This is a genomic window from Galbibacter sp. (genome assembly GCF_048266365.1).
Classification (GTDB): Bacteria; Bacteroidota; Bacteroidia; order Flavobacteriales; family Flavobacteriaceae; genus Galbibacter.
Genome location: NZ_JBLWZP010000013.1, coordinates 1 through 18,654 on the forward strand (window position 1 = coordinate 1; position 18,654 = coordinate 18,654).

19 protein-coding genes and 1 pseudogene are annotated in these 18,654 nt (G+C 37.0%); 5 read left to right on the forward strand and 15 right to left on the reverse strand.

From position 1 onward, the window contains the following. From ACN0TV_RS14805 to ACN0TV_RS14865, 13 genes and pseudogenes are all read right to left on the reverse strand, one after another. A pseudogene (locus ACN0TV_RS14805) lies at positions 1-840 on the reverse strand (type IV secretory system conjugative DNA transfer family protein); the annotation flags it as partial. 2 nt (positions 841-842) lie between these two features. Beyond that, entirely contained in the window at positions 843-1,871 is a 1,029-nt protein-coding gene (gene mobB, locus ACN0TV_RS14810; protein WP_008992775.1) for a MobB family relaxase, read from the reverse strand. Continuing rightward, positions 1,871-2,419, reverse strand: a complete 549-nt coding sequence (locus ACN0TV_RS14815; RefSeq protein WP_027126753.1) for a BfmA/BtgA family mobilization protein — start codon at positions 2,417-2,419, stop codon at positions 1,871-1,873. The genes mobB and ACN0TV_RS14815 overlap by 1 nt, the downstream gene beginning before the upstream one ends. A gap of 531 nt (positions 2,420-2,950) precedes the next feature. Beyond that, the gene (locus ACN0TV_RS14820) at positions 2,951-3,148 is read right to left on the reverse strand and encodes a hypothetical protein (RefSeq protein ID WP_008992777.1); all 198 of its coding nucleotides are present in this window, start codon (positions 3,146-3,148) and stop codon (positions 2,951-2,953) included. Between the two features lie 11 nt (positions 3,149-3,159). Beyond that, on the reverse strand, positions 3,160-3,540 hold the full coding sequence (locus tag ACN0TV_RS14825) for a DUF6876 family protein (protein ID WP_025743391.1): 381 nt from the start codon (positions 3,538-3,540) through the stop codon (positions 3,160-3,162). An 81-nt stretch (positions 3,541-3,621) separates the two neighbouring features. Next, a complete protein-coding gene (locus ACN0TV_RS14830) occupies positions 3,622-3,957 on the reverse strand; it encodes a single-stranded DNA-binding protein (protein WP_008992779.1) in 336 nt (111 codons plus the stop codon). 959 nt (positions 3,958-4,916) lie between these two features. Then, positions 4,917-8,000: an efflux RND transporter permease subunit gene (locus ACN0TV_RS14835; RefSeq protein ID WP_417363785.1), complete on the reverse strand. Its 3,084-nt coding sequence runs from the start codon at positions 7,998-8,000 to the stop codon at positions 4,917-4,919. Positions 8,001-8,012: 12 nt separating this feature from the next. After that, positions 8,013-9,515 carry an efflux RND transporter periplasmic adaptor subunit gene (locus ACN0TV_RS14840; RefSeq protein WP_025743393.1) on the reverse strand — a complete coding sequence of 501 codons (1,503 nt, stop codon included), beginning with the start codon at positions 9,513-9,515 and terminating at the stop codon, positions 8,013-8,015. 20 nt (positions 9,516-9,535) lie between these two features. After that, complete coding sequence (locus ACN0TV_RS14845) at positions 9,536-9,778, reverse strand: hypothetical protein (protein WP_081740528.1); 243 nt, start codon at positions 9,776-9,778, stop codon at positions 9,536-9,538. 17 nt (positions 9,779-9,795) lie between these two features. Next, positions 9,796-10,980 (reverse strand): TolC family protein, encoded by a 1,185-nt coding sequence (locus ACN0TV_RS14850; protein ID WP_025743395.1) that lies wholly within the window; start codon positions 10,978-10,980, stop codon positions 9,796-9,798. 94 nt (positions 10,981-11,074) lie between these two features. Continuing rightward, the gene (locus tag ACN0TV_RS14855; protein ID WP_025743396.1) at positions 11,075-11,512 is read right to left on the reverse strand and encodes a hypothetical protein; all 438 of its coding nucleotides are present in this window, start codon (positions 11,510-11,512) and stop codon (positions 11,075-11,077) included. A 115-nt stretch (positions 11,513-11,627) separates the two neighbouring features. After that, on the reverse strand, positions 11,628-12,464 hold the full coding sequence (locus ACN0TV_RS14860) for a DUF932 domain-containing protein (protein WP_417363789.1): 837 nt from the start codon (positions 12,462-12,464) through the stop codon (positions 11,628-11,630). A 96-nt stretch (positions 12,465-12,560) separates the two neighbouring features. After that, complete coding sequence (locus ACN0TV_RS14865; protein ID WP_025743398.1) at positions 12,561-12,968, reverse strand: hypothetical protein; 408 nt, start codon at positions 12,966-12,968, stop codon at positions 12,561-12,563. A 740-nt stretch (positions 12,969-13,708) separates the two neighbouring features. Here ACN0TV_RS14865 and ACN0TV_RS14870 point away from each other — a divergent pair. From ACN0TV_RS14870 to ACN0TV_RS14890, 5 genes are all read left to right on the forward strand, one after another. After that, positions 13,709-13,948: an Arm DNA-binding domain-containing protein gene (locus ACN0TV_RS14870; protein ID WP_417363791.1), complete on the forward strand. Its 240-nt coding sequence runs from the start codon at positions 13,709-13,711 to the stop codon at positions 13,946-13,948. Between the two features lie 120 nt (positions 13,949-14,068). After that, positions 14,069-14,509 (forward strand): site-specific integrase, encoded by a 441-nt coding sequence (locus tag ACN0TV_RS14875; RefSeq protein ID WP_417363792.1) that lies wholly within the window; start codon positions 14,069-14,071, stop codon positions 14,507-14,509. Positions 14,510-14,746: 237 nt separating this feature from the next. After that, a complete protein-coding gene (locus tag ACN0TV_RS14880) occupies positions 14,747-15,313 on the forward strand; it encodes a hypothetical protein (RefSeq protein WP_417363794.1) in 567 nt (188 codons plus the stop codon). Between the two features lie 362 nt (positions 15,314-15,675). Further along, positions 15,676-15,882 carry a helix-turn-helix domain-containing protein gene (locus ACN0TV_RS14885; protein ID WP_417363796.1) on the forward strand — a complete coding sequence of 69 codons (207 nt, stop codon included), beginning with the start codon at positions 15,676-15,678 and terminating at the stop codon, positions 15,880-15,882. A 59-nt stretch (positions 15,883-15,941) separates the two neighbouring features. After that, complete coding sequence (locus tag ACN0TV_RS14890) at positions 15,942-16,472, forward strand: HipA N-terminal domain-containing protein (RefSeq protein WP_417363798.1); 531 nt, start codon at positions 15,942-15,944, stop codon at positions 16,470-16,472. 230 nt (positions 16,473-16,702) lie between these two features. Here the strand turns inward: ACN0TV_RS14890 and ACN0TV_RS14895 are convergent, their stop codons facing one another. Next, positions 16,703-18,088 carry an FAD-binding oxidoreductase gene (locus ACN0TV_RS14895; RefSeq protein WP_417363800.1) on the reverse strand — a complete coding sequence of 462 codons (1,386 nt, stop codon included), beginning with the start codon at positions 18,086-18,088 and terminating at the stop codon, positions 16,703-16,705. Between the two features lie 11 nt (positions 18,089-18,099). Beyond that, positions 18,100-18,474 (reverse strand): group I truncated hemoglobin, encoded by a 375-nt coding sequence (locus tag ACN0TV_RS14900; RefSeq protein WP_417363802.1) that lies wholly within the window; start codon positions 18,472-18,474, stop codon positions 18,100-18,102. Positions 18,475-18,654: the final 180 nt, after the last annotated feature.

Genomic DNA, 18,654 nt, shown 5'->3' on the forward strand with positions numbered 1-18,654 from the left:
TTCATATTTGGGATGGTTCACGATGCAGATAACAGCAGGATTGTCCTTGCTGTTGATATTCAATGGTACTTCATCTTTTGACAAAGCCATAAACAACTGTTGTGAACCTATCTTTTTAAAGGCATTGGCCAATGTGCTTTTCACACCTGCCGTTTGTTTGTCAGAATCCATTCCGTTGATAAAAGCACTTGCCATACTTCGGGAAGTGATATTTGAGCTCACAAAAGTAACCAACTGTTTGGTAGTCATCGATTGAAAAATAGCAATCAAATGGGGCAGGGTGCAATATTGAGGATAGGACGTTTTTAGTTTCCAAATCATTCCACCCATCAAACCTTCAACAGCATCACTGAAGAATTTTGTGGTACTGTTTGTACTGGATTCGTTGAACTCCAAAAGATTTTCAATGAGTACCTTGGATAATTCATTCACACTTTCCTCATTGGGCAAATATCTTGGGGTAATTGGGTTTACACAATAATGGATTTGGTCAAAAGCTATGGTATAGAATTTAATATCCTTTTCTTTAAATAATGGGTAGGCAATTTCGGTAAGTTCAAAATCCTTGTAATCGTGTATGATACCACAAAATTGATGGGTACTAAAATGCTGTAAAAAATTATAGATAACACTTTCTGTTTTACCGCTTCCCGCAGAGCCAATAATCGATGCACCTCGCTTGATATTTTCGATTTGAAATTTTCCACGACGAAGTTTAAAGCGTACCTGATATTTCTTATCTCCGTTTTTGGGCTCTTCTTGATGAAGAAACACATATAAAACTGTACTGACAAACAATACCGGAACAACAATAAAAAGGATGATATGTGGTATTGACATACTCATATCCCAATAGAACCCGACTGTATTGCTCGGTCAATCCCTTTTTTAAACTTGTTGATTATCTTTAATGCCAACTGTACTTTGTTTGTTGGAATATTCATTATGGGTACACCAGATTTGGCAAGTATTTTATAGGCAGTTGCCTTTTCATTGGTTGGCAATCCCGAAAGAATTGAGAAATACAACTTTGGATTTTTCAGGAATGTTTTACGTGCCTTATAAGTTTCAACATAGTTTCGTTTGTATTGAAATAGAGTGTCAAACGTTTTTTCAGAAGCCTTAAAGAATTTGTCCCTATCAAAACCACGTTTTACAGGTTTGCCATTAAAAACGGTTTCCGAAGCTTTGTACTTGCTACCAGGGGACAAACTGTATTTATTGGACATATCCTTTCTGCTCACAATAATATGGATATGGCTTTGAGAGCCTTCTTTAGGCATCCCTCTAACAATGCGTTTTCCATCTTGTTGATGTGGTGCTTCTTTTTCCAATCGGGACATCGTTTGCTGTAATTTTTTGATGTTGCCTTCTAATTCGCCACTTTTAATTTTCCGGATATCGTTCTTAATTTGAAGTATCTTGGTGGCATAAGGTTGGTTCTCCTGAATTTTCCTATCCGTTCCCTTATACGTACGCTGATGCTCAATTTTGGCATAGTATATAATGTCATCTACAGTAACAGCTCGTCCGTTTATTTCCCGATTAAAAGATTTAGCGTACTCTTTCATCAATTCTCGGGTGTACTTTTTCAGTTCCTCGGAATGATTTTGCAATCGCTTCAATTCATAAGCACTCGGATTGACTGTAATGGAATAAAACTTTGGTTCGGTCTTTTTGAGTTTAGCCGTATTTCCGTCAATTTCTTTAATGACTTCCTTACCTGATATTTCTTCGCCATACTGATTGAAAAAATGTTCCATTTCATCAATGGATTTGTCATCGTTTTCTTTTTCGAGATAAGCGACAAAATCGGAAACGCTCTGTGCATAATTGCCATCTAATGTCTGTTTGGTTACTGTGATATACATTATAATTTTTGTTTAATGTTTTCAAATTCATCTTTGCTTAAATCCAGTTTTAAATAGCCACCTCCAAAACTGCTTTTAACATAAGTGGTCTTATCAATGATTTTTTCTAAATCATATTTTACGGAATGGAATTGTTGTTGAACTTCTTCGTACCGATTTCGATAATGATTCAGTTCCTCATTTTCTGTAATCAATTCCTGTTGTTCAAATTCAAATAATTCTTCTTGTGCTTCTTCCTCTTTTGGATTCTCCTGAAAGAGCAGTTCCAACATTGCATTGGTGGGTTTGGTCTGGTTTTTTTCAATATCCCTAATAATGGCTACAAGTGCATTGATTCGTTTTTTTAAGCTATTCTCTAAAGTCTTCATATTTGCACCCAAAGATTCATTTGGGGATAGCTCGTTCAAATCGAAAAAGTTCATCATTGCTTCCAACGTATCAGTATGTGAATGGGTAATTTCCTTGGAAAATTTCCGAAAGCGAGTTGCCACTTTAGGTTTAATACTAATGGCAGAAAAACTGTATTTCTTTTGATGATTTGAACTCATTTACTGTAAAAAATTGCCGTTTTATAGGGGTTTCAAAAGGATTTACTGTAAAACTTTGTTATTTCTCTATTTTATATAACCAGTAATTATTTGAATATCAAATAATTACAACTAAAAACCAATCGTTAACATCGCCTTGGCGTGTTACCCTCTTGCTTCTCAAATTCGTCCCGCAGGGACAAAATTTTTCAAACAACCTGACTGAAAAGTCAGTTGCTTTTTTTCGGAATAAAAAATTCCGATATGTTTAATTTTTGATGGGTATCATTATCGGCGAAAGTCAAATCAAAATGGGATAACGATACTTTAAATTGATACTGCTAACAGTCTTTTAAAGATATTCTATTTAGATATAATATTGAAATACAGATTGTTTCCAAATGGTTAGTTTTGATACCAAAAAATAGGATTTTTATAAAAAAGTAAATTTAAGACGTCGAGTTTTTGAATATTGGCTCTTGTAAATTTGAAAAAAGTAAAGCACAAAAAAAGACCTCTGAAAGTTCAAAGGTCTTAATTCTTGTTTTTATTTTAGATGTTAAAAACGTACTGATATGAATATAGATTTTTTATCGCTTCTTCGTCCAATATCTTATCATAATCCATATGATGTTCATTGGCGTAGGCTTTAAGGTCGTTCCCAAATTTGCTTTCTATATCTTCTTTTGAAACGGAAAGTAGATGTTGTTGGGTTTCGTCATCGAGGTTGTTATAATTTAGATAAATCATAGCCTTACTTTTTAATATTCGCTTGTAAGCATCAACGTATTATCCACAAAATACAACCGTAGTTCATCCAAAGGAAAATCGGTAAAATTGTATCGGTGTATTTCAAATATATTCCCATTTCCATCGCTGTAAATTATTTCAGCTTCATAGCCTGTATAATCCTGTTCCTCTTCCGATAGCCTTTTAAAATCTATTGTTATAAAATGGCTTCGGTTTAGCAAACTTTTGGCGATTACTGAAACATCGGTAATGAGCCAAAAACACTCTGCTACGTTGGCTAAATATTTCAGTCCGTTTGTAAATCGGGTGCGTATTAATGGGATTTGATAGAACATTTCAGAACCGTGAAAATGTTGCAATCCTTCTTTTATTTCGTTAACTTGTGCTTTCATTGTTATATCTTTTTAGAATTAATGATGAAAAGAAGAGGGCACAAACTAATTGAAAACTGGTATTAGTGCCCTCTTTACTTTTTACTTACTACCTAATAATAGGATTTCATCGGCTATCACTTCGGTAACATAGCGTTGATTGCCATCGTCCGTGGTATAGGTTCGGGTCTTTAGTTTTCCAACAACTCCGATTTCTTTGCCCTTTTCGGCATACTTTTCGATAATTTCAGCAGTTTTGCCCCAAGCGACAACGGTGTGCCAATTGGTATCCGTTTGCTTTTCGCCCTTGCCGTTTTTGTAGTATTCATTGGTTGCCAATGATAAACGGGCTACTTTCTTACCGCTTTCAAGGTTCGTAATAGTTGGTTCTTGCCCAACATTTCCAATTAACTGTACGTGATTTTTAATAGTACTCATAATAAAAGATTTAAAAGATTAATATTTCCCTTTTTGATTTAAACTGAATTAAATTTTAAGGGGTGTTTGTATGATTTCTTTCGTGCTCCGCACAATGGATGAAGTGGGTTTTGTCAAGACTTTTAGGGAATAAATCAGGTGTGTTTGCGACGTAGTAAAATCCTTGGATTTTCAAGGAAGTAGAAACCTTATTTTTGCCTAAAACTTGTACAGTCTTGACAAGTTCCATAATGGTATTAGCAATTCTTATAAAGCCATTTGTGACGAGAGCGTACCGACAGTTAAGCGAACAGAGCAAATGGCTTTATTTTAGAATTGGTTATGCCATACCTGTTTTTCGCTGTCCCGAAAAACAATAAAGGCTTCATCTATTATAAACCCCTTAAAATGTGTGAGGCAAAGGTTCGGTTTTTAAGAATTATCGAGTAAAGACCAAAGTAGGCTTTGCCGTTAATTCTGTTAAGAAAATCGAGGCTTTGACTTTCCGATTACAAGCGGACTGGATTCACGGTTTTGGTTTGGGAATGTAGCGTTCCTTCCCAGCGAAGCGGGAAGGGGAAGCGGAATGGAAAACCAAAAACGGGAATTGGGTCCAAGATTTTTTATAGAGAAGCTCTTTGCCCGAAATGTAGCTTTTTGCGAAATGTAGCGGGAAAGTGCTGAACGGATTATAGAACCAAATTATTCTTTTGAAGTAGGATTTAAAGCGGACTTGACTTTAAAGATGTAGATTGGAATAGAGTTTGACCACTTCCCGAATTTTCTCGGGAATGAGTAGGCAAGTGGAATGGAAATCGGAATCTTTGAAGTTGTGTCCAAGACCTTTTTTGAGTGAAGCGCTTTTCCCGGAATGAAGCTTTCGCGGAATGTAGGGGAATGTGCTGAATGGGATTATAAATCTAATGGCATAAAAAACCTCCCTACCAGAGTAAGAAGGTTTTACAGTTATAATCAATTTACTATTTTTCTTTTTTCAGAACTAATTGATACACACAAGGAATTACCACCAAATTCAATATCGTAGCTGACAACAAACCACCTAAAATTACAACCGCCATCGGGCTTTGTATTTCACTACCCGGTTCGCCACCTTTTAAGGCTAATGGAATTAATGCTAATCCTGTTGTAAAGGCTGTCATTAAGATTGGATTTAATCTATCCAAAGCTCCTTTCTTTATCAATTGAAAGCCTTGGATTCCTTCTTTTCGTAAATCTTCATAACGAGAAACCAATAAAATTCCATTACGGGTTGCTATTCCAAAAAGACTAATAAATCCAATGGTCGCAGCGATACTGATAATACCTGATGTAAAGTACACAATCAAGATACCACCAATCAATGCCAGAGGTAAATTGATTAAAACTACGAACGCCAGTTTTATGACCTTAAATTCATAATACAACAACAGGAAAATGATGGCTATCGCGATGATGGCTGTTATCAAAAGCAATTGTGATGCTTTGGACTCACTTTCAAACTGTCCGCCATATTGTACACGGTAGCCTTCTGGCATATTCACGTTATTGGCGACGACTTCCTTTATTTCGTTTACTGCACCACGTAAATCCCTACCTTGAACATTGGCAGCGACCACAATTTTTCGTTGTACATCTTCACGATTGATAGTGTTTGGACTACTTACCGATTGAACTGTTGCCAATTCGCCCAACGTAGTTTGTCCACCTTTCGGTAAACTAATCAAGGTTTTATTGATATTCTCAATATCATCCCGAAACGGTTTTTCATAGCGCACTACCAAATCAAAGTATTGCTGTCCTTCATAAATCTCGCCCACTTCTTCTCCTGCAAAAGCGATATCTACTTGTTCCATCAAATTACCAACCGTCATACCATATGCCGAGAGAATCTGGCGCTTGGGTTTAATACGAATTTGAGGCACTTCAATTTGCTGGTCAACAGCAACATCTGCCAGTCCATCAATATCCTCAATGTTCTGTTCTACGCTTTTGCCTACTTCAAACAGTCGTTGTAAATCGAAACCAAATATCTTGATGGCAATATTGGCGCGTGTCCCGGAAAGCATATGGTCGATACGGTGGGCGATGGGTTGCCCCAAGGTAATGTTGACACCTGGTGCAACACTCAATTTGTTTCGGACTTCTTCAAAGAATTCTTCTTTTGTTTTGTCCTCAAGAACAAAAGGCACATCAATTTCCGAAGCATTGACACCTTGCGCGTGTTCGTCCAGTTCGGCACGGCCTTGTCTTCTTGTAACAACCTCTACTTCGGGCATATCCAATAGTATAGTCTCGATTAATTTACCTGTCTTGTTGCTTTCTTCCAAAGACATTCCCGGTGGACCAACCACACTAATTACCAAAGAGCCTTCGTTGAATTCAGGAAGAAAACTCCTTCCCAATTGTGTGACCACTAAAAGACTTAACAGAAAAACAATCACAGTTACGCCAATAATGGTTTTGGGTATTCGTGTTGCCCGTTCCAAAAGGTTGCCATAATGTTTCTGTAGCCATCGCTCCACGCGTGTACCTTCTGCCTGCTTGTTCAAAAGCTTTTCGTTATCCAATAAATAGGAACACAAAATAGGCGTAACCGTTACGGCAACAACCAATGAGGTCAATACCGATGTTACAAAGGCTATGCCCAGCGGTTGCAATAATCGACCTTCCATTCCGCTTAAAAAGAACAAGGGAACAAATGATACGATGATAATTAAGGTTGCAATAATGATGGAACTTCTAATCTCTACTGAAGCGTCACGCACTACTTTTATGGTCGATTCCCGCTCCGCTTTCGGTTTTCTGATATTTTCCCGCAAGCGTTTATATACATTTTCCACATCGATGATGGCATCATCTACCAACGCACCTATCGCAATGGCCATACCACCCAAACTCATTGTGTTTATAGTGTAACCCAGCCATTTTAAAATGATGATGGACACCAATAAAGAAATTGGGATAGCCAGCAAGGAAATAACGGTAGTCCTCCAGTTCATCAGAAAAATGAAAAGGATAATCATTACAAAGAACGCACCTTCTAAAAGAGTCATATTTAGATTACTTATAGAAGCATCTATGAAATCAGACTGCCTAAAGATTTGACTTTTGATGTTGACACCTTTGGGCAGGGTTTTTTGCAAATCGGCAATGGCTTCATCCAGTCGGTCTGTCAACTCCAATGTATTCACATCGGGCTGTTTAGAAATAGTAAGAATCACAGCGGGATTTGCGTTTAATGAACCATCGCCAATTTTATCAGCTGCACCAATTTGTACGGTTGCAACGTCTTTAATCTTGATGGTTTGACCATTCACTTCCTTTAGAACCGCTTCCTGTAAGTCTTCCAGCGCATACGCCCTACCACTTCCCTTAATGATGTACTGATTGCCATATTGATTGATGACACCACCGGGCGCATTTTGATTTGCTTCCTTAACGTGTTCTACCAATTCTGAGAGGCTCACGTCGTAATACTTCATCTTTTCGGGATTGGCAAATACTTGATATTGTTTGTAATCGCCACCAATAACCACCACGTTTGCAATACCGCCAATGGCTTTTATACGAGGCCTGATGGTCCAGTCGGATAAGGTTCGCAGTTCCATTGGCGAAAGACTATCCGATGTCACTCCCAAGAGCATTATTTCGCCCATAATGGATGAAATAGGTGCCATTGTTGGTGCTCCAATTCCTTCGGGTAGATTTTCCCGTACCATTGGAATACGTTCACTTACAATTTGTCGTGCCCGATAAATATCGGTTCCCCACTCAAATTCTATCCAAACAATGGAAACTCCCGCTGCCGATGACGAACGGATGCGTCTCACATTGGGCGAACCGTTTAAGGCAGTTTCCAGTTGATAGGTCACTAATTTTTCTACTTCTTCAGATTCCATTCCGTGCGCTTCGGTAAGGATTGTTACCGTTGGTGCTGTAAGGTCTGGGAATACATCGACGTTCATTGTACGTGCATAATACACGCCCAACACACTCAATGCAACCGCTCCCAATAGTATGAGCAATCTGTTTTGAAGTGAAATTGATAATATTTTGTTTAACATTTCTCTTCGTTTTTAATGTTCGTGACCGTGTGCAGGTGTTGAACCCGACATTGAAGCCATTTTAACTTGATATGCTCCTGTAGTTACTACCACTTCGCCAACTTGCAGACCTTCCAGTATCTCTACATTTTCGCCATTGCGCTTTCCAAGCTTAACAGGTCGTCTTTCAAAACTTTCGCCTGATAGTTGAACGATAACGGAATAGCTTCCATAGTCTTCCAAGAGAGCATTCACAGGAATCATTGTGTTCTGTGTTGCATTTCCCATCGCTATCTGAACAGGTGTTAGACTTCCTATTGGCATATCGACGGTGGCATTGACTTCTGTAAAAACAGAAATCAAAGGATTTTCACGTTCCACGTCCTTACCAATCGAAAGGATTTTGCCCTCGGCATCAGTTACGTCTTTCCATTGGTTATCATTATCCTGATACCATATACCTTGTAAATTACCCATCGTAAGTCCGTAGTTGGGTGCTAACTGCGCTTTTAAAACTCTGGATTGATGCGTCCCAACGGTTACAAGTGTAACACCTTGTTCTACATAATCGCCATTTGAAACAGTTATGGATTTGATAAAACCATCAAAAGGTGCACGTATTTGTTTGCTTCCGCCCGAGACACCAGACACCAATGATTGATAGTTGGCTTTGGCTATCTCGAAACTGCTCTCTACTTTTTCAAATTCAGATTTCGGGACTATTTTGGATTCGTATAGCTCTTTCTTCCTTTCATATTCCGATTTGGCCTGTTGGAATGTCGCTTTCGCGGAAGCGATATCCGTACTTAAATTATTGGATGCCAAACCTTGACTGTTCAAGCTCATCAACAACTGACCCTGTTTTACCGCTGTACCTTCGGTTAGGTTATTTACTTTAAAATCTACCACACCATTGGATTTTGCCGCCAAGGACTTTGTAGAACCTGGCGATGGCATCCAAACACCGGACGTATTGATAACATCGTAAATTTTACCCGTAACGACAGGTGCGGTTTGAAAATCGATTTTCCAAGCCTGCTCTTTTAAGAACGAGATACTTCCATCATCTTCGGCAGTACCCAATGCCATTATGGCTTCATCTGCATTACTATAGACCGTAACATCGTCAATCGTTATTTTATCTGAATAGTCTGGCGTTTTCAATTCAAAAACAAGTTGGTAACTACCAGCTTCTTTTGGTTGAATGGTAGGCGAGAATATGCCTGGTGATGAAGGTGCATCTGCGATATTGCGAATGCCTTTATCGCCCTTAATCAAACTAAGCGTAACCGAACCTTCGCGAACGGGCTGATGCTTGTCCAACACCGTAAAGTGGGCTGCAAGCCTGCTTGGACTGCCTACTATTAAAGCAGGGAATTCTACGAATAATTCTGTTTTGTTTGTCCAAATGGTGTGGTCCAAGCGTGGAATTTCTTCTCCTTCGTGGCTACCATCGGGATTGTGTGCGTGTGCGTCTTCTGCCTTGTTGTTACAAGACATTGCCAAAAAGGCAAGCACTATGAGTATATATTTCATCTGTTATATCTATTTGTTTTTTAGTGGTCTTGGTGTTCCTTCCCCTCATCGTGGGTATGGCTATCCGTTTTCATTTCCATAGAATCTTTTTCTACTTGAAACTCTTCTTGCTCTATGGTTTCATCGCCCATATGGTTGCCGTCTGCATCGTGGTCGTGACCGTGTTCTTCAGTGGTTTCTGTTTTTGATTTCGTATCTCTACAAGATGTCATTGTGAAAATTGAAACTGTTAGAATTGCGAATATTATTTTGGAAATCCTCATAATTGTATGTTTAAAATTTATAATTGATGTTTTAATAATTGTGCTTGAAGCAGTTGCAGTTCCTTTTCCATTTGCAACATTTTATCTGAAGCATTTCTGTAAAACTGAAGTTCTACATAGTAATCCATAAACGAATACTCGCCCAACATATAGGCTTTAAAAAGTAAATCCTCACTTTCTAAATTGCCCATTGTTGTTTGATACTCATTGTATTTTTTGAGCATCAATTCGTATCGATTATAAGTTTCCTGAAACTGTGTGTAAAGCGAAGTGCTAATTACTTGCGTATTGGACTGCTGATACTCATAATTGGCTTCGGCAGCTTTTACTTTGTTCTTGCTATTCCAAAGGGGAATCGAGACACCGCCATAAAAACCAGAATAATGACTACCGCTAACGCCTTGATAATTGTAGCCAAGTGCTACGTTTGGTAGTACTTTGTTTTTTTCCAGTTTTACTTTTTGAAGTGAAGATGTCTCAATAGCCTTTAATTCTTGCAGTAAAGGGTCATTTGATAATTTTTCCTGCCAAAGACTTTCCTCCGCACCAACTTCAATAGGCAATGCAAGTCCTGTCGAAATGCCACTAATTTCATTACCGCCGTTCAACGTTTTGAGTTTTGACAGCAAAATTTGAATTTCGGTTTCAATCTGTTCCACGGCAAACTGCTCTTGAATCCAAGCAATTTTCGCTTTATTCAAATCTAAAATGCCTACTTGCTCGGTATCAAAAAGTTTTTGGATTTGGTCAAAAACCTGCTTGCTCTGGGTTTTTCTTTCTGCTTCAACAGTTTTTTGTTTTTGCAAGTAAGCAAGTTCCAAAAGCGTGTTCTTCGCTTTCAACAAGACTTCCTGTCTCTTGTTAGCATAGGCTGATGCTAACTGTTGCGATTTAGACTCGTTCCATTTGCCACGAGCAGCATATACCGTTGGGAATTCAAAAGATTGCGATAGTTGATATTCGGTATAATCTCCAGTTCTATTGTCGCCAAATGGCAAATAAAAGCCAGAAAGCTGTGGGTCGGGCAAATTATTGTTGCTCCTGTTTTCGAGTTGCTGACTTTCAATGAATGATTGATAGCCTTTTAACTCCGTGTTATTCTGTTCTATTTCATTAAGTAGTTGCTCTATATTTTTATCCTGTGAGAAACCACTAACAAAGAACAGGCATCCGCAAATTGCGGACACGATGTGTTTATTCATTGTGTGAAATTTTAGGTTTAATCTTACCTGTCGGCTGACAGGTCTACATTTATAAAAGGAAACAGTACCGTAGCGATACCGTAGTCCTAAACGATTAACCTAAAGATGGTGGGCCTCGTGAGTCGAGGGAAGAGAGGTAGGGATTAAAGTATTTATTGGGTGGATGATAGACAGGCGATTTACTATTTTGCCTGTAATCAATTAAGAAGATATTTTGGGTTTCAAAAGAACTTTTTGCAACATCCTTTTCAACAACGGTTTGTTGCTCGATTGTATTCCTTTCAAGTAAGACTATATCGCTGGATACCGTGGAATGGATGTGCATATCCATAACGAACCCAAAAAACCCATAAGGGGATTCTTCTTCGTGGGAATCATCATCGTGATGATGATGTTCGCCAGTATGGGCAATATCTGAATGGGAATGAGCGTCCTCGTGTTGATGGTGCAAATGCGGAAAAACCTGATGCAGCATCATTAGGCTAAACAAGCCTAAAAAGAAAAATGCCGCTATTTTATTTGGTTTTTGCATTAGGTACAAAGATACCATTATTTCTTATTTGTGAAAATTTAGAGTACTTCAATCTCTTTTAGAAAAGGTGAAAATCCAGTTTAAGGTACTGGATGAACCTTTTTATAATGTTTCTTTAAACCATTGCATATATTTCATCAAACAATATCTTATCAAATTTTTCCTGTTGCGAAAAAGTTTTTTTCAAGGTATTGTGAAGCATCCAATTAAAGGCGTTATACCCATCCCATAATGTGGGCGTTTTATAATAATCGTGTCCTTCTTCGGCTATCATATCCAATAATTCCCTGGATTTCTTTGAAGGATTATCGTTTTTGTCGCTACATTCATATCGGAACAGTTTCGTTTTTTCCAATATTTCCTTTACGAATGCTTTGGTGTCGATAAGTACGATTTCTTCCATTTCCCTGAATTTTCTTGTGATTTCGTAGTATTCGTTATCCAAGAACTTCTCGAATAGAAAATTCAATTTCGGCATTATTAAATCTGTATTGTTTTTGCTGTGCTTTATTGAAAATGCTATTTCTGATTGAGCAACGTGCAAGCCATTGGTGCATACTTCTCTATAAAATCCAAAATGCCCGGAAGTCTTTTCGCTTCCGTCATAGGAATTTTTGAAACGCAACATCGGTAATATCTTATCCTGTTCATTCTTCAACGAAAACTGATTATGGTCCTCGATTATAAAGTCGGCAATGAAAGACCTGTCATTTCTGTTAATCGTGCGTTTATGATATTTCAGATTGGCATCCAGTAATAGCTGTTCGGCTTTTTTGAAAAACAATTCATTTGGAATATGGCCATAACTGTTCGAGACCACATTCACAATTTTGTCATTGGAAATAACGACATTTTCAAGTCCTCTTCGAGACTCCATACCAGTAATAATTTTTAACGATTTCATTTCATTTGAAACGAAAATTTCATCTTGTTGTAAACGATTTAAATACATAATATTTGATTTTAGACCTGTCTGAAGACAGATATGATTAAAAAAAGAAAGCCTACTCTTGCGAGCAGGCTTTCACATTTGAAGACATTAGCTTCATTAAAGTTCAAATTTTAGAATCTGTTCTTCAATCTCTGATTTACGTTGTTCCAAAGTGGACTGTAAATGTGTAGTTACCAACTTGATTAAATTCGTGTTGGTCGTCTTGAATTCCAGATTACGTGAGTCCCTTATATGGAAGGAACTCGAACCATCCTGATTGTAATTGAACTTGGTAAGCTCGTTCAATGTTTCCGTCAACCGTTCACGTTGATTGGCCAAACCTCTCAATTTTTCAAACTTTTGAATTCTGTCATCCAAATTAATCTCTGGTTTTTTGGCTACCACGAGCTTTTCCGGTGTAACAGCTTTTCCGATAGCTTCCTCGGTCAACTTCTTTTGAACTTCCTTTTTAACGGTTGCATTTACTTTTTTTGCTGTTCCGTTTGATTTTACTTTTGTTTCCATAATTAAATGATTTTAGATTAAACAATATTTGAGCAAAACCCAAACGGAAGACAAAATTTTAGAGTGGAAAGGAAACGGAATAAATAAGCGAGGGAAGAAGCGATGGCTTTATGCCGTCCCTTTTCCGAAAAATATTTTGCGACGTTTATATTTCGGTAATATTGTATGAATACTCTCTACCTCAAATTTTTCTATAGAAGTTCATCACTTAAAAGACCTATAATGAAATAGTTGATTACTCGATTTAATGTGTTTCCAGAATGATTAACTTAAAGATATTTAGTAGAAATGATAAGGCATAATGAACCAAATTTGAAGCAGTATTAAGAGTCATAAAATAAATGACTTTTTATGTTGGTTTGAAATAATACAAATTATATATTTGCACCATCAGAAAGTAAAGCATTTTACTTTAAGTTCATTTATAATATCGTCAACAAATCGGCTAACAGTTTGGTTCCGGAATCTGTAACTGATTGATATATATAATATTATGGGGAAAGGGTATAATCCTGCCACCCCGACAAACTTAGAAATAGGTCACAACAAAACACTGTTAATCGTATGATTTTCAGTGTTTTTTGTTTTTCATGCATTTGTTTGATTTCATTTAAAACCATATAAAAGGTGTGCAATTCGGTGTGCAATGTTTCATTAAAATTGTACTATCTTTAAAGAGCTTTCGGGTATGGTTTGACTTTCGATTTAACAACGTATTGTTTAATTCAAAGTCATTGAAAATGAAGACAAAAAGCACTTTTACGGTAATTTTATTTACCAGAAAATCAAGGAGCAATCCCAAACAACTTTCCATCTATGTGCGTATTACAATTAATGGAAAACGTGCAGAAATCAGTTTAGAGAGTGCCATTTCCAACAAAGATTGGGACAGTAACAAAAACCGTGGCAGGGGCAGTTCCCAAAAGGTAAGAACCTTAAACGTCTATTTAGACGAGGTATATAACAGGTTACTGGAATGACATAAAGAACTCCTGGAGGAAGATAAGTTTATATCTTCGGAAGCCATCAAATCCCGATATCTGGGAGAAGACGATAATAGTAAGACCCTACGGGAACTCGTTGCCTACCATCACGGAAATATGGCATTTGTTTTGAAAAGGGGGACAATTAAAAATTATTATACTACCGAGAAATACTTGTACAAATTCCTGCTAAAGAAAAGAAGATTAAAGGACATCTACCTAAAACAGTTGAACTACGAATTTATTACTGATTTTGAACACTTCCTTCGCAATTACAGGAACTCCAGGAAACAGCTTATGTTAAGTAACAATGGGGTTATGAAGTATTTGGAATGGTTTAAAAAAATGGTAAACCTTGCCGTTAAACTGGAATGGATGCACAAAAACCCATTTAACCAATTTCAATTGCAGTATCAGAAATATGATAGGGCTTACCTGAGCGAAAGGGAATTGGAACTGTTAGAAAGTACAGAGTTTACAAGTGAGCGTTTACAACGGATAAAGGATTGTTTTGTGTTTTCCTGCTATACAGGACTGTCTATGGTAGACATAGCATAAAGAGTATGAATAGAATTTTGTATTGTTGAAAAAAATATTATATTTAGAAAACAAACTTTACTTAGTTTAAACATCTAAACTAGTGAATAAAAGGTGCTTACTTGTTTATAAATAAATCTTCAACTACATTCCAATGAGGTATTCATCAGAAAATATTTTTAACATTTTATGAGAATATTATTTCTTTGTATTTGTCTTTTTTTTTCATATTCATTATCTGCTCAAACGGGGGATAGTATGACAAATGACTTCCTTAAACATGCAAGAGCAGTTTACAAGGAACCTTTTGGCTATACTGAAGTTGATTCTTTAAAAAAAATGTATGTACCATTTCCAGGAAACTTTATGGGGTTGATACCAGTTAATCTAACCAATAATACAAGGGATATTTTAATAGGATTGTTTTTCACTCCCTACAAGGAAACTAGTGAATCAAGGAAGAAATTAATGTTGAAAATGTATAATGCTGCCAATCCTAATAACCAAAAAACACGTGAGGATTTTGGCGATTTGGCAAATCAATGGAAGAACATTATAAAAGTAAATATTGATAGTTTACAAGGCATAGCTAAAGGCATGTGTGAATTTTATGAACGGAAAAGCAATACAGATACAGTAGTGGTATTTCCCATGAAAATAACAAACCCCTATCACGATAAATATACCAAATGTAAATATGTAATAACCCACAAAAAAGATAGGGGGATTGCGAGGATATATTATTTTTATACTGATGCTATTGATCCAAAAATAATTGACAAAGAAATAATAAAGACCTTGGGTTTGGTGCGGTTTAAAGAATAAAATAATTTAATATTTTGCCTTAGTTGGATACACTGGAGCATGTTGACCCCCTATTGGAGGTCATTTTCAGCACTGCCATTCTGGCGGATGTTGACCCCCTTTGAAATTTTATAGGTTTTTTAGATTGTGTCATTCTGGAGTATGTTGTTCCCCTCTTTATGAGGAGTTAAAATCAAAATCTTTGAGCTTTCCAGCGGAATGGGTGTCCGTTTTTACCGGGTTTTGCACTGAAAGTTTATAACTGAATTCTTTTTCTTTTATAGGGGATAGCTTAGAATGTCTATTCCGAATAATAATATAATTGGCATTATAATGGCTAATATGGATTAAAACACTTGTATTTAGCCATTATATTGGTAAACATGTTAGAGATAATCACAATAAAAGATGTAAAAGTCAAGATTGGAGAAGCGTGTAAGACACTTCGTAAATCAAATGCTCTATCGCGAGAAGATTTAGCAGAGGCACTATGTGTCTCCAGTACAACCATTCAAAACATAGAGAATGGTAAAAATGCTACGCTTGACAATGTTTTAAAAGTAGCAGATCATTTTGGGTTATTGCTGTGATCGGTAAATAAATAGATAAGACTATTATAAATCAAAACGATATTTCCCTGTATTAATAAATGGCTAGCGATAAAATCATAGATATAATTGCTTTTGATTTAGAAATTGGAAAATTAGGTTTTAACCTAGATCAGAGAAAATCCTTTTTTCAATACAATCCAGAATTCTTAGATTCTGGAAAGTTCTCAAAACTATTTCCCTTTATTTTCAAACGCTCAAAACAAGCACAGGTATTAACAGAATACCAACAAGATAGGTTTCAAGGCTTACCTCCTATGATAGCAGATTCCTTACCCGATACTTTTGGTAATATTATATTTCAGGAGTGGCTGACTACACGAGGAATACAAAAGGTAACACCTCTGGAGCAATTGGCCTATGTGGCAGATCGTGGTATGGGTGCGCTAGAATATAAACCTATCACAGAATTGCCCGATGTTACAAATGTAAATATTTATGAGGTAATTACTGTCTTAGTAAAGGTTCTTAAACTAAATGAAGACACTACAGCTAAAAATATCAGTGAATTATCATTACTCAATGTATTCAAAATAGGAACATTAGCTAGTGGAGCAAGACCAAAATTCTAATATCAGAACATAAAAAAAACAGGGGAAAATCCCTTTTAAGTCGGCTATTCACAATTTTCCTGCATTAGGAGTAATACGCCCTATAATATAGGTTTTCAAAGCAGCTTGGTCTTCTGAAGCAACTTGCATGCTTTGATCTTGGGCATTGGCTCATATTCAAATTAAAATAAATACAGCAATCTCAATTGTTTTTACAAAAGTTGCTTTTTCCATGATTACAGATTTTAAAATTATGGTTGAATATTTTGGTTTACCCTAAATAAGTTTTTGGAATCGTATGACTTCTTGATCTTCACTAGTCGGTCATAATTGTGTTTGTAACTGGCTTTCACGCGATCTTCTCCTTCATCCATCATCATATTCACATACGCACCTCCGGCAGAATATTGATGCAAAGCTCCCCAGTAATCTTTACACCATTTCGTAATTTTTTCAGCATTGGTGGGATCGGGGTCAACCCCCACGATTACCCCTGCATACTTTGCATGTCTATAGGCCCAGGGGGTTGCGTCTTTTGCAATCCTGCCGGCCGCCCCGCTGATGGGGTAAAGATGCATTGTCGAAAGCGGAGTTGGTATGTTGGATCCAAATTTTAAATGCCGAGCACTCACCTCAGGCCCTAGTTCATTAAAAAAATCGGCTCGCCAATACCATTGCATTCCCGGGGGAAACAAGCCATCAAACATGGATTGAATAGAAGGATAAGGCATCTCTCCAACATGTTGAAAAACAGGAGCTAAATCCATAGCAGGTTTTATGAGTCTATCAAATTCTTCCTGGCTACCGGTATAACACCATACAATTCCACAATATTGATTTCCATGTAAAAATTCTGGAAATGGTGCTCCCGGAATAATCATAGTTGCAATAAAACCATTTAATTCATCCGGTGCATTATTTATAAAATTGTGATACCATTCCATTATTTCTTCTGTTTTTTCAATGGGCCATAAAGTAGGACCACCAATAACAGTTTTTACCTCATGTGCCTGAAATTTAAAAGAGGTTACAATTCCAAAGTTTCCACCTCCACCACGAATAGCCCAAAACAAATCCTTATTTTGATCGGCGTTTACCGTTACAAAAGAACCATTTGCCAACACCATATCGGCCTCTAATAAGTTGTCTATTGTAAGTCCGTATTTTCGTGATAGATGGCCAACTCCACCACCAAGTGTTAAACCTCCAACGCCAGTAGTAGAAATAATTCCGGCAGGAACTGCAAGCCCAAAAGCATGTGTTACATGATCCACCTCACCCCAAAGATTGCCTCCGCCAACTCGTACCGTATTGTCAAGTGTATTGACCCGTACAAATTTGATTCCTGATAGGTCTATGACCAATCCATCATCACAAATACCCAAGCCGCCGCCGTTGTGGCCTCCTCCTCTTACAGCAAGCAACAAGTTATTTTCTCTGGCGAAATTTACTGCAGCTATTACATCGGCAACATCCACGCACATTGCAAATAGCCCCGGATGTTTATCAATCATACCATTGTACACCTTTCGGGTTTCATTATAGCTTGTATCTGTAGGTTTGATAAGTTCTCCCCTTAATTGTGAAGAAAAGGTTTCAATGATTGAAGAGTCTAAGTTTTTAATTAAAGTTTTCATGTTCGTTAGATTTATTTCGAAATTATCATCCCTTTTAAGGACCATAGAATTGCAAGGACATCTTTTTTTGTGTCTTCATCAATATTGTTTTTATCCAAAGCTTCAAAAATGTCATCTATCACATGCATATATTCTGATGGATTAATATTCATACCCGTATGTGTAGTTACCATATCTTTTCCTTTATATGTTGCTGGGCCTCCGCTACCAGCACTAAAGAAATCTATTGTGTGTTGTTTAATAACGGCTAACTCTTTGGGCTTGTCTTTAAAAGGAAGGAATCGTGCGTTAATCTTTGGATTGTTCATGTGGTTTTTAATCGTGTCATCCACAATGTTTGAAATACCATTTCTACCGCCTAACCGATCAAAAAGTGTTATTGACATAATATTGGATTTTTAAAGTTTATGTAATTTATGAAAACTACAGCTTCCAATAAACCATCAACTAACATTCGGTAGCGTCTATAAAGAATTTGGCACAATGGAGTATGTCTTTGGTAAAATATTCACTTATAGCCCTTTAATGGTTTCAAAATATTAAATCTTGATTGCTCTTTACCGCTT